The sequence below is a fragment of the Chryseosolibacter indicum genome (genome assembly GCF_018598585.1).
Taxonomy (GTDB): Bacteria; Bacteroidota; Bacteroidia; order Cytophagales; family Cyclobacteriaceae; genus Chryseosolibacter; species Chryseosolibacter indicus.
In genome coordinates this window covers 59,284-72,042 of the sequence record NZ_JAHESD010000025.1, presented here as the reverse complement: position 1 = coordinate 72,042, position 12,759 = coordinate 59,284, and the positions used below count along the sequence as shown (strand labels likewise).

Genomic DNA, 12,759 nt, shown 5'->3' with positions numbered 1-12,759 from the left:
GTTTTAGCCATGCTTTTTACAATCCACATACAAAGGTATTCTACCTCCCGCGCAATTCCATACAAAGTGCCCAATTCTGGACAGTTCAATTTCTATTCATGGGCATTTCTTCTAAAAACATTAAAGGTTTATTCGAATTTGTACGAAAAACGAACTTTCAGAAAATGGCACTACGTCTGTTATTGATTCTTCATGATTCACGGGTGTTATCAGCGCATCGCGGATTAAGAAATTCAATAATTAACTTCGTTAACTTTAATGCTATGTTTCGTCACAGCCTGCTATTGATCTTCCGGAATTTTAAAAGATTTAAGAGCACATTCTTTATCAATCTGGTAGGATTGTCTATTGGTTTAACCTGCACATTACTGATATATCTGTGGGTTCAGAATGAATTAACCGTTGATAAATTTCACGAACATGACGACCGGATTTACTATGCCATGGAACATCGCGTAAAGGCAGACGGAATATGGACTTCTCCCAACACTTCAGGCCCAACGGCTGAAGCGCTTGCCCAGGACATGCCCGAAGTTGAATATACTTGCGCCGTATCCCGAAATAACCCGACAACACTTTCTGTAGACGACGATGTGTTAAAAGTAGAGGGCCGGTTTGCAGGAAAAGATTTCTTCCGGATCTTTTCTTACCCCATCATGGAAGGGAATAAAGAGAAAATATTGAACGACAAAAATTCAATTGTCATTTCTGAATCCCTCGCACTTAATTTTTTTAACTCAACAAACGTGGTTGGAAAAGTGATCAAAGCGGGCTTTCAAGATGATTATACGGTTGCAGGAGTGTTTAAGGATGTACCTAAAAACGCAACGCAGCAATTCGAATTCCTTATCCCCTTTGAAAAATTACTGGATAAAATGCCTGGCCTGAAAAGTTGGGGCAACACGGGTATAGGTACTTATGTACTATTAAAAGAAGGAACTGATCTTGACGAGTTCAATAAGAAAATTGCCATGTACGTGCACAATAAAACAAACAATGAAATCACGCACCGAACGCTTTTCTTGAAGAAGTTTTCTGACATCTATTTGTATGGGAAGTACGAAAATGGTGTACTCGTAGGCGGAAGAATTACGTATGTTAAGCTCTTTTCTGTCATTGCAGTTTTTATCCTCATTATCGCTTGTATAAACTTTATGAATCTCTCCACGGCAAAGGCCTCCCGACGAATAAAAGAAGTTGGTATTAAAAAAGCTGTGGGTGCAGGAAGAAGAACACTGGTAATGCAGTACATGGGAGAATCATTGTTGATGAGTTTCTTGTGCATGGCGTTGGCTGTTTTACTCGTTGATATTTTGCTCGATCAGTTTAATGATATAACCGGGAAGCAGCTGTCGCTATCTTTCACCCTCCCGGTACTATCTGCTATTGCCATAGTATGGCTGATTACTGGCCTGCTTGCAGGCAGTTATCCTGCTATCTATTTGTCTGGCTTCAATCCCGCCACAGTTCTGAAAGGCAAACTTAATTTTTCCTTTGGCGAGGTTTGGGCAAGAAAAGGTCTTGTAGTATTTCAGTTCGTATTATCCATTGTACTTATTGCGTCTGTAATGATTGTTTATAAGCAAATTGAGTACATACAGACAAAGCCTGTGGGATACGATCGCGCTAATGTTCTTTTCTTTAACAGGGAGGGTAAACTCTGGGAGCCTCAGTTACTTGAAACGTTTCTCGCAGAAGTAAAAAGAATTCCAGGGGTAGAGAATGCCTCAAGTATTGGTCATAACATGGCGGGGCACAACAGCGGTACTTTTGGTATTACATGGGAAGGTAAAGATCCCGACGATCGAACTGAATTTGAAAATGTGTCGGTCAGTTACGATCTGCTCCAAACGCTTAATATCGAAATGGCAGAAGGAAGAACGTTCTCCCGCGATTTCCCGGCAGATACAGCATCACTGATTATAAGTGAAGAAGGAATTAGATTCATGGGCATGTCTGACCCAATTGGCAAACACGTTACACTTTGGGGTTCTGATAGGACGATTGTTGGTGTCTCTAAAGACTTTCATTACGAATCGCTCCACGAAAATTATAAACCGCTTTTCTTCAGGCTCGCACCCAGTGATACCCACATTGTAATGATTAAGCTCAAAGCTGAAAATCAGCCTGCTACTATTGCTAAAATTGAACAGCTTTATAAAACACTCAATGCAGGCTTTTCGTTTGATTTCAAATTCCTTGACGCACAATATCAATCACAATATGTCGCAGAACAACGGGTAGGCACCCTCTCTAAATACTTCGCTGCACTTGCCATTTTAATTTCTTGTCTGGGCTTGTATGGTCTGGCTGCCTTTACTGCTGAAAGAAGACTAAAAGAGATCGGGATAAGAAAAGTGCTCGGATCAAGTGAATTCGGAATTATTTCGTTGCTCTCTGGCGACTTTACTAAAATTGTTTTTATGGCTATCGTCATTGCGCTTCCTTTAAGTTATTTCTTAACGCAAACATGGTTGGATGATTTCGCCTTCAAAATTGATTTAGAATGGTGGTACTTTTCCTTCGCCGGCATTATGGCGCTACTGATAGCATGGCTCACCGTGGGAGCGCAGGCATTCAAGGCTGCACGTATTAATCCCGTCAAATGCCTGAAAGATGAATAGCAGTATTGCCAAACATTAACTTGAAGCCATTAAAGTTAGGCAGAAGTGTGAACGTTTACTTGGGCAATGTAATGATAAACTCCGACCCTTTATCCTGTTCACCTGTAGCACTGATAAAACCATGATGTCTTTCAACTATTTTTTTGCAGAGAGCCAGTCCCAAACCGCTTCCTTCATATTTATCTTTAGAGTTTAATCTGAAGAAGGTTTGGAAGACTTGTTCTGCATAATGATCTTCAAAGCCTATTCCATTGTCTGAAACAGTAATTCTATAGAATTCTTTTTCTTCAATTGTCACCTCCGTGCATTGCAATTGTATTTCTGATGGCACACTGGCTTTAGAGAACTTTAGCGAATTGTTGATAAGGTTATAAAATAATTGATGGATTAAGTCCGGAATAGCATGAACAATCGGAAGGTTCGTGTAGAAGATTTTGGCGTTTTTCTCCTCGATGAGGATCTCTAAATCATTGGTTATGTTTTTAATTACATTATTCAAATCAACACTTTCGAACGCTGAGGTCGCATGAGGCATTGATGCGTATTTAAGCACACCATTGATCATGGAATACATACGGTCTGCTGAACGGATAATCTTATTGATAAAGTTATTGCCCCTGTCATTCAGTTCCTTTTTAAATTCATCCTGGAGCTTAAAGGCAAAGGTTTTAATTTTTCTGACAGGCTCTTTTAAATCATGACTGGCCACATGCGCAAATTGCTGCAAGTCTTCGTTGGAACGCTCAAGCTCGGAAGTTCTTTCTCTAACGATATTCTCAAGGTTCATCTCAAGTATTTTCTGGTCATGAACATCAGTGGCTGTCCCATACCACCTGATTCCTTCTTCCCGTTCGTAAGGAAAGGCGCGGCTCAGATGCCAGCGATAACTTCCATCATTCATCAGGATACGATGTTCCACCTGGTAATACGTTATATCCTGTATGGCCTTTCGCCAGGCTTTGGTTGTTCGATCACTGTCCTCCGGGTGTACGGTACCTTCCCATATCCACGTATCACCTTCTTTTTTTACGCCGCCAAATGTAGTAACCTGGCCGTTGTAATATGTTACCCTTCCATCGGCTTCTGCTATCCATACAACCTGCGGCATTGAATTGGCTAGATCTTGCAAGCGCATTTCATTCTTCTCTACCTTCTTTCGCGCAATAACCAGGTCAGTTATATCATTGGCAATTACAAGCAGTCCAACGATATTTCCATGGCTGTCCTTTTGAGGCTGTAGGCCGAAATAAACAATCAGTGATTCCGTTATTCCATTTCGCTTAAAACTTATTGTAGTTTCCGGGGAAGTAAAAGGTACGCCTGTTTCAAAAACTTGCTGTGCAATTTTATCAAGGCCTTGTTCTTTAAGTTCAGGAAGTGCTTGCCATAAAGGTTTGTTGATCACCTCGTCATACTTCGCATTGCAATAGGTGAGCAGGCTGGGGTTAATCATTTCAATGATTAGTTCGCGTCCCTTAAATACACCCAATCCCACAGGCGTCTGGGTAAATAGCCTCCGTACCGATTCCTCACTTTCTATAAGTGCCAGTTTATTTTCTACCTGTGCAGTTACATCTACAGCCATGTGATGTATCGCATAAATATCCCCCGAGTGGTTTCTTAACGGTTTATAGGTGTAGTTAAAATAAGTGGGCTGAGTCTTTCCATTTACTTCGAGATACGCTTTTTCTTCTTTACCAATCACCGCCTCCCCGCTATCAAACACTTTGGCAAACTGATCCAGAAATGGTTGTCCTTCAGGAATCGGCAATACCTCGCCCATTGTTTTACCAATGATCGACTGATCTTTGTTCCAGAACTTAAGCATCACATCATTCACGTATTGAATGCGAAGCTCTCTGCCAATATAAAGCCCTGCACCAACTTCTGGTGTTTCTGTTATCAAGGTTCTGAATCTTTCTTCGCTCTCCTGTAATTTCAGAAGAGAAAGTTTTTCTTCAGTGATGTCTAACGCTGTTCCGATAAGCCGAATTGGTTTCTTTTCCTCATCATAAAGAAAAAGACCGTTAATTTTTATCCAACGTGTAGTATGATCAGGAAACAGTAATCGGGCTTCATAAAATAGTTTTCCTGTTACTAATGCTTCCCTTTGCGCTTCATCTCTTATTGTTGTGTCCTCGGGATGGATACGGTTTTGATATTCTTCATGAGGCACCGTTGAAGTATAACCGAATATACTGTTGAATCTTGGAGAAGCAGTAGTTTCATCCGTGAGTAAGTCTTTTTCAAATGTCCCCAGACCTACTGAATCAATAATTAATCTTACCCTTGCTTCTGAAGCTTCTAGTTTTTGGCGTGCAGTAACCTGGTCAGTAACATCGTAACCAACAGCGAGTATACTTGTTATCTTCGCGTCATCGTCTCGAATGGGCTTAAGGGTGAAATTAACATAAACCTTTTTGACCGTTTCACCTTCTCTTAAATATGCAATATGTTCCTTCCCTTCATACGTTTCGCCTGAACGATATGATTCCTGTAGCTTCTTAAAAACCAGTTGGTCAATCATCTCAGGCATCGCTTGAAGAAACGGTTTACCTATAATGTCATTATCTTTTCCCCATAGTTTTAATGATTCCTCATTCACCATTTCAATAATAAAATCATCACCTGATAATAAAGCTGCGGAAAAGGGAGCTTCGGCAAAAAGATTTTTGAAGCGTTTTTCGAAGATGCTGTGATTTAATTTTTTTTCGCCACCCATGAAGCAATAAAAACTAGAAACCCTCGTGGAAGGTTCATTAAATGAAACATTGCTAAGGGGTCTTAAATATAGTCAAAGAATCCGGATTGAAAATGGACTCGTTCTCTTTCTCCTGCTTCCCTGATTTCTCGCGATTTAAGAGAAAATGCAAACCGGTTTGTAATATGTGACAATGCTTAGGTCGATTAAAATCTTTCGGGTAAATCACTGAAATCAGTGATTATGATAATTGGTGCGTTGTTGTTTAATAAAGTTGGCTACCTTTCAAACAAAGCATAGTTGTTTGTAATGATAAAAAGCATACCCCTTACACTGATCTTCTTTTGCCAGGTCAATTTAAAAGCACATGATGTTACGCCGGATCCGCATGCTTGGATTAGGATCAATCAACTAGGTTACCGGCCTGGAAACCCGAAAAATGCTGTATGGTGTTCGGCTAAAGATGAAGCAATCAAAGAGTTTCAAATAGTTGATGTTGCTTCAAATAAAGTTGTGTATAACGGAAATGCAGGTAAGCCCTTTGGTGCCTATGGTCCATTTCCGCAAACTTATCGTTTGGATTTCACAAATTTCAAAACATTGGGAAGATTTAAGATCAGGGTAAATGGCACCGAATCACCACCGTTCACAATCGGAGAAAATGTTTATGATGGCGCAGCCGACTTTTGCCTGCGCTACATGAGGCAGCAACGAACAGGCTTTAATCCTTACCTGAAAGACAGTTGTCATACCCATGACGGTTATGTTCTGTATGGAGAACAAGCGGGAATAAAAGACAGCACTTATGCAGATGTTGTCGGCGGCTGGCACGATGCAAGCGATTATCTACAATACGCTACTACTTCTGCCAATGCTACTTATCACTTGTTGGCAGCGTATCGCGATTTCCCAATTGCTTTTAAAGATGAGAAGCAAGCCAATGGTCTGGCCGGAAGAAATGGACACCCGGATGTACTCGATGAGGCTAAGTGGGGGCTTGACTGGCTCCTGAAAATGCATCCTGACAAAGACGTTATGTTTAATCAGATCGGTGACGACCGTGATCACTACAGCATGCGCATACCCAAAATGGACAGCGTATATGGAAAGGGTTATCAACGTCCCGTTTATTTTATTAATGGTGAAGTGCAACAACGGGGAAAATTTCTGAATAACACAAAAGGAACATCCTCAACTGCGGCAAAGCTCAGCAGTGCCTTTTCATTGGGCGCACAGATTTTCGAAAAGTATAACAGCAACTACAGTAAGAAGCTTAAAGATAGATCCTTGACAGCCTATCAGTATGCGTTGAAAAAGCCGGGAGTAACACAAACTGTTTCAGTTAAATCGCCCTATATCTATGCTGAAGATAACTGGGTTGATGATATGGAACTCGCAGCTGCCTCAGTCAATTATTTAAAAGAAGCAAAAGAATATGCCGACAAGGAACCGCAAACACCATGGCTTGGCGCTGATACCGCAAGCCATTATCAATGGTACCCTTTTATCAATATTGGACATTATGAGCTCGCAAAGCAATTACAGGGGAAGGAAAGAGAGCATATCATAAGTTATTACAGAAAAGGAATACAATTGGTATTTGAAAAAGCAAGTAAGAACGCCTTCATGCGTGGTGTGCCTTTTATATGGTGTAGCAACAACCTTACAACTTCTTTTGCTATTCAGTGTTTCTGGTACAAACAATTGACAGGAGATAAACAATTTGAAGCCTTGGAACAGGCTAACGTAGACTGGCTGTTCGGTTGCAACCCCTGGGGCACATCAATGGTGTATGGACTACCATCATGGGGAGATACTCCTGTAGACCCGCATTCTGCATTTACGCGTCTTAAGAATTATCCGATTGATGGAGGTCTTGTAGATGGGCCTGTTTATACACGCATATACAAAAGTCTTATTGGCATCCATCTTAATGACCCTGACGAGTACGCTTCTTTTCAAAGTGACCTTGCTGTTTATCATGATGATTATGGAGATTATAGCACCAACGAACCTACAATGGATGGAACGGCATCACTCATTTACTTGCTCGCTGCAAAGCAGGGCGAGAAACTACATGGCCATACTACATCGCTTGGAGCGTTGATCAAAGGAAACGACAAGGCAAAAAACATAGCATTGGTATTTACGGGAGACACATACTTTGATGGTTTGTCCTTCATTACAAAAGCACTAAAGCAAAATGGTGTTAAAGCGGGCTTCTTCTTCACAGGCCGGTTATACGAAAACAAGGAAGCACAACCGCTTATTAAAAATCTTATGAGTGACGGACACTATTTCGGTCCGCACTCCGACAAGCACCTGTTGTACAACGATTGGATGAACAGGGATAGCCTTCTCGTGAGTAAGGATTCAATGATAAATGATTTGAAAACGAATTATCAAAAGATGGAAGCTCTGGAAATAAAAAACGCGAAGAAGCTTTTTATTCCTCCTTACGAATGGTGGAACAGCGCAGTTGCCTCGTGGTGCAGCGAAGAAGGGATACAGCTTATTAGTTTTACTCCGGGCCTTACAACCAACGCAGATTACACTTACCCTGAAATGGGTACTGCATACAAATCAAGCAATACTATTCTTAAAACACTTTACGAAAAAGAAGCAGACGATGGCCTGAACGGAAGTATTATGTTGATACACATAGGCACGGACCCGCGCCGAAAAGATAAACTCTACAACCACTTACCCCAACTCATAAAACACCTCAAAAGCAAAGGCTACCAATTTAAACGAATAGACCAGTTGTTTTATGATTCTTCCCATTGAGCATAGCCTTCGAAGTAGTTGACAAGTAACAATGTTCAATTTGACAAAGCACAACACAACTTAATAACCATCAACTAATGACTTATGACCATTGCCCAATGCCCAACCAATGACTATTGACTATTGCCCAATGACTATTGACTATTGCCCAATGACTAATGACCATTGACCATTGACTAATGACTATTGACTAATGACCATTACCTAATGCCTAATGCCCAATACCCCATGCCCAATACCTAATGACTTTGAACCCCGAACCCCTAACCTTTAAGCTGTAACTTTTAACCTTTAACAACCACGAACCCCAACCTAGAACCTCGAACTTTATTTAACTAATCCCCTTTCCAATTTCTCACCTCTTCCACTTCCTGCATAACCGCTTTGTTTACATCTACCTTTGCATTCAAGAACAGCACAATAGCGGCTCCATATTCCCGTGCGAAAGGATTGGCAATAGAATCTACAGTTATTACTTGCTCAAAATACTGACTGTGTTCCTTTATTTCACTTTCCCTTTCCGAGCGGTTAATCACTCGGATAAGGTGATTATATTTTTTGTTTAAGTCAAACCAGTTTACGTAGTCCGCATTAAAGGACGAAGCTTTTATTCCTTTGGTTGTATAATAGTTTACTGCTCCTGTCTGACCATAATTATCACAGAGAACTAAGGTTTTGTCGGCTTCCTTAAAATTCGAATACACCCTATCTACTTTTCTGGCGAGCTCTTTCCACCCAAGCATATCAGCAAAGTCTTGCGGTAGTTCGTGGTCTTTGCCATCCTCCCAGCGCAGCATACCAATCTTTTTATATCGCTCCTGGTGATTAACAATAAACTCCGGACTCTTATTCGGGAACGCATACCGATACATAGGAATAAAAAATAACAATGGTATCGCCAGCGCTATTGGTTGTAGAACTCGTGACCTTCCTTCTTTTGAAATATTAGCAACATACACAGAACCAAATGCGATATAAATGGGATATATACCTATCGCATAATAATCTTTAGCCTTGAAATAAAGAAAAACGATTAACGTAAAAAGAATCGACCAGAAGAAGAGTTGGTACTTCTTAAAAGGTGCATAAAAAAGCAACGCGTATAAACCAGCCACAATTACAAGAGTCGATCCGATAAAGAAAAGCAATTGCGACCTCAGAAATATCCATCGGTCAACATGTACCAACTGTGTTTCTGATAATGCTTTAAGGTGATGGAAAACGGGAAAATTATTCTGGTATTGCCAGATAAGATTCGGCAATACAAGTAACAAAGCCAGTAGTGCCGCAATATAAAATGCCTTTTTGGCTAATAGATTTCGTTGAGGGGTGAGCAAGAGAGCTGGCAGCACACCCATGGCTAAAAAGATAATATTGTATTTATTTAAAAAGCCTAGAGCAAATACAACTGCCCCTGTAAAGAGCCATTTAACGTTTTCAGTATTTATGTATTTGATAAGGATAAAATAAACAAAAGTCCAGCAGAGAACGTCAAAGGAGTTTGGTTGGTACAGCATGTTTAACCGCAGAAGCACAGAGAATAAGACACAGGTAGCGCCGAGTATTAAGGCGAACAGGTTACCCTTAAGCTCTTCAATCGTCTTCCATACAACTACCATCGTTAACGCTCCAAACAATGCCGGGAAAAACTTAACCCAGAAAACAGAGCCCCCAAGCAACTTGATAAGTAATGAATTCCACGAGGTAAAAGGCGGAACGGATAAATACCCCCACGCCAGGTGGTCACCCTGGTCAAGGTGAAGATATTCGTCTCGCTGCAAATCATATTCCGGACTTAACAAAAGGTATTGGAGCAGAAACTTCAGGATAACGAAGGAAATGAGTACGATTGTTTTGGTTGATCTTTGCCCACTGGGGCTATTCAATTCTTCTTTTACTTTCATAGCTAATTTTGAACCTTCTTTATACAGAAGCAGTATAATGACTCTTAAAGTTAAGGTTTGGTTGCAGCTTCATCTACTCTTTTGTGTCTTATAATGTTTTATTCAATTTTATCTGTTCTCCTGCTCAAACAATTTGATTATCCTGCTGAACCATTGGAAAAGTTAATGGAATAGAGTTGATTAAAAAAAGAAGACATAACCTTCCTTCGCGCGGCTAACAATGTACAACGATGATTCCTGTTCAATGATCGCAAAGCGATTTAATGTAGTTTCCAACTTTCCCTTTAGCGGTAACTTTTGCTTTATCCGCAGTAAACCGATCTTTTAAGGAGTTGTAAATTTCGATTGGAATGGTGTCTTGAAAAACAAAATTAAAGGTCTTTGCAGGGATAGCATTAACGGATTAACCTGCCATTGGTAGAGAGGGTTAATGGATACACCTGTTGCTTGGCACAATTATCTTTATATGGTATCAATCAAGTTGTAAATAAATTTTAAAGCTATGGATAATAAAAATGAAACAACAGTAGATAAGAATAGCGGGACATCTTTTGTTAATCATCAGCAGGCAATTGATAATGCAAAAAATGAAAGGATAAAATCAGAGACAGATACCGATAAATTAGATCCTGAAACTGCTAACAATCCTGCAAGGCGCAATCTTAAAACCGATGTCTCTCAAAAAAGCACCGGTGGTGGTAAGCAAAGCTCACCTGGCGACTAACAAGTTACCACTATAACACTAAAAGCCGGACAAATCCGGCTTTTTTTTATAATCACTTCATTTCTCAGGACGCCACAAGGGGGAAGCTCTGTATTTTTTGTATGGGAAAAATGATAACGGATAATTCAAATTTGAGTTTTCAAAGTCCTCACGCCTTGTGTTAAACGTTGGTTCGTTTTAATTTAGAATTATGAATTCAACAGCGTTTTTATTAATGCGACTTGCAATTGCAATGAGCATGTTTGGGCACGGACTTGCAAGATTGCCAAAACTCAATGCCTTCAGTAATTGGATGGTAGGACTCTTCGAGAAGTCATTTTTGCCCCAAGCCTTGGTGTTGCCTTATAGTTATATACTACCAATAGCTGAATTTTTAGTTGGGTACTTCTTATCCTGGGATTGTTCACCAGGGCCTCCCTGATCGCCGGTGGAATAGTAATAATTTCATTAATATTTGGTACTTGTATGCTGGAGAATTGGGAGGCATTGCCATCGCAGCTGATTCACGTAGCCTTCTTTGCTGTACTGCTGCATTTTGAAGGATACAACACCTGGGCTATTGATCGCCTGATTAAAAAGTAGAACAAGAAGTAGGATGGTGCATACCATCACACTTCTTGTCCGAAAATAGAGTGAAAACTTAGGTGTGATAATAGATGTACTATTACACTACAACTATTTTCCCGCCTTCTTATACTTTTCAATAATCACTCTTTCAATATCTAAACCTTCAACCTTTTCAGTACCCTGTTGTACAAGCGTATCATTAACTACGTTAACTGTAAAAGTAAAGGTGTGGTTTTCCCATTCCCTGAAGTTGCAGAATTCAAGATTCTCAGTATAGGTGTTGCCATTGAGTTGATACGTTCCACCACCTGCCACAAATAACGCGCTGGAATCTTTTCCGGCGTTTAAATCATGTCGTAAAAAGGAAAAATGTGTTTTGTTAATAATCTTGATCATCCGTTGATTCGCACTTGCGGGTGAAAAAGTCGTGTCTCCTTTTTCAATTTTTGTCTCTGATAATAGTTCCCACGTGCCCTCAAGAGAAAGTGATGGTTCTTTGTCTGTTTCTTGGTTCTTACTACAGGATATCAGGGTTAGAGAAAATATAAGGGTTAACGCTAAAGGATGTGCGAGTTTAGTTTTCATTTTATTAGGTAATACTTTGAAGCAATATATTCAAAATAAAGTATTTGGCTGTATGCCAGAATATTTGTCCTGATAGCCATTAACGCCTGCAATTTTTTTAATCAAGAGCCTATGTAATGCAGGCTCTTTTATCTAGACTTCCCGGTAGTTCACACCCGTACTATGTAAACGATCTTACGTACGCTGCATTATTTATAATTGTTATCACAGCTCCTGCAATGATAACCGCTGTTATTAGAACAACAAACACGATTCTGTATTCAGCTTTCGCATGGTACAATAATGCATTGAGGAATACATCTATAAGTAATATTATCATATAAGGTTTATAGTAATAACGTTAACACTTTAAAGCCAACCGGGAAAAATCGTTGCCAGTCGCCTGAGTAGTCCTCGTTTCGATAAATTCTCCCATTTATTCTCTAATCTGTCCTTTTCCTTTGGTCCCGGTTTAGCGTTTATTAGTAAGATTAAACAGCAACCGTTATGATTAATAAAGGAACTAAATTATACAGCATTATCCATCAAAAATGCCCCCAATGCCAGGAAGGTGATATGTTTAAATACGGTACACTCAGTTCTAAGTTTGGAGAAATGCATAAAAATTGCCCCGTATGTGGCTTTGACTTCATCCAGGAACCGTCATTTTACTTTGGCGCAATGTACTTTAGCTACGCCATACAGGTGGCCGTTTTTGTCGCTGTCTACCTTGTATTAAGATACACAATAAATCCTGATACATGGACTTATGTGATTTGGATGATTGTAGGCGCAGTTGTCATCTTACCACTCAATTTTAGGTGGTCAAGACTTGCATGGATTAATCTTTTCGCAAAGTACAACCCCAACACCAGGAAGGCATAGATT

General features: G+C 40.1%; 8 protein-coding genes. 4 read left to right on the top strand and 4 right to left on the bottom strand.

The annotated features are described in order from the left end of the window. On the top strand, positions 1-2,624 hold a 2,624-nt coding region (locus KK060_RS12555; RefSeq protein ID WP_254154085.1), incomplete at its 5' end, for an ABC transporter permease. 55 nt (positions 2,625-2,679) lie between these two features. On the opposite strand, the gene KK060_RS12550 is transcribed toward KK060_RS12555, so the two are convergent. Then, positions 2,680-5,346: a PAS domain-containing sensor histidine kinase gene (locus tag KK060_RS12550; protein WP_254154084.1), complete on the bottom strand. Its 2,667-nt coding sequence runs from the start codon at positions 5,344-5,346 to the stop codon at positions 2,680-2,682. Between the two features lie 288 nt (positions 5,347-5,634). Between KK060_RS12550 and KK060_RS12545 the strand changes: the two genes are divergently transcribed. Beyond that, a complete protein-coding gene (locus KK060_RS12545) occupies positions 5,635-8,112 on the top strand; it encodes a glycoside hydrolase family 9 protein (RefSeq protein ID WP_254154083.1) in 2,478 nt (825 codons plus the stop codon). A gap of 335 nt (positions 8,113-8,447) precedes the next feature. On the opposite strand, the gene KK060_RS12540 is transcribed toward KK060_RS12545, so the two are convergent. After that, entirely contained in the window at positions 8,448-10,016 is a 1,569-nt protein-coding gene (locus KK060_RS12540; protein ID WP_254154082.1) for a glycosyltransferase family 39 protein, read from the bottom strand. Between the two features lie 502 nt (positions 10,017-10,518). Between KK060_RS12540 and KK060_RS12535 the strand changes: the two genes are divergently transcribed. Beyond that, a complete protein-coding gene (locus tag KK060_RS12535) occupies positions 10,519-10,740 on the top strand; it encodes a hypothetical protein (protein ID WP_254154081.1) in 222 nt (73 codons plus the stop codon). A gap of 675 nt (positions 10,741-11,415) precedes the next feature. Here KK060_RS12535 and KK060_RS12530 read toward each other — a convergent pair. Both KK060_RS12530 and KK060_RS12525 read right to left on the bottom strand, forming a co-directional pair. Beyond that, positions 11,416-11,892 carry a hypothetical protein gene (locus tag KK060_RS12530; protein ID WP_254154080.1) on the bottom strand — a complete coding sequence of 159 codons (477 nt, stop codon included), beginning with the start codon at positions 11,890-11,892 and terminating at the stop codon, positions 11,416-11,418. A 160-nt stretch (positions 11,893-12,052) separates the two neighbouring features. Continuing rightward, a complete protein-coding gene (locus KK060_RS12525; RefSeq protein WP_254154079.1) occupies positions 12,053-12,211 on the bottom strand; it encodes a hypothetical protein in 159 nt (52 codons plus the stop codon). A 167-nt stretch (positions 12,212-12,378) separates the two neighbouring features. Here KK060_RS12525 and KK060_RS12520 point away from each other — a divergent pair, with 167 nt between their 5' ends. Further along, the gene (locus KK060_RS12520) at positions 12,379-12,756 is read left to right on the top strand and encodes a DUF983 domain-containing protein (RefSeq protein WP_254154078.1); all 378 of its coding nucleotides are present in this window, start codon (positions 12,379-12,381) and stop codon (positions 12,754-12,756) included. The last annotated feature ends 3 nt before the right edge of the window (positions 12,757-12,759 follow it).

Coding starts and splice junctions, on each gene's coding strand:
- KK060_RS12535 (WP_254154081.1), top strand. CDS start 10,519: ATGGATAATAAAAATGAAACAACAGTAGATAAGAATAGCGGGACATCT.
- KK060_RS12525 (WP_254154079.1), bottom strand. CDS start 12,211: ATGATAATATTACTTATAGATGTATTCCTCAATGCATTATTGTACCAT.
- KK060_RS12530 (WP_254154080.1), bottom strand. CDS start 11,892: ATGAAAACTAAACTCGCACATCCTTTAGCGTTAACCCTTATATTTTCT.
- KK060_RS12545 (WP_254154083.1), top strand. CDS start 5,635: ATGATAAAAAGCATACCCCTTACACTGATCTTCTTTTGCCAGGTCAAT.
- KK060_RS12540 (WP_254154082.1), bottom strand. CDS start 10,016: ATGAAAGTAAAAGAAGAATTGAATAGCCCCAGTGGGCAAAGATCAACC.
- KK060_RS12520 (WP_254154078.1), top strand. CDS start 12,379: ATGATTAATAAAGGAACTAAATTATACAGCATTATCCATCAAAAATGC.
- KK060_RS12550 (WP_254154084.1), bottom strand. CDS start 5,346: ATGGGTGGCGAAAAAAAATTAAATCACAGCATCTTCGAAAAACGCTTC.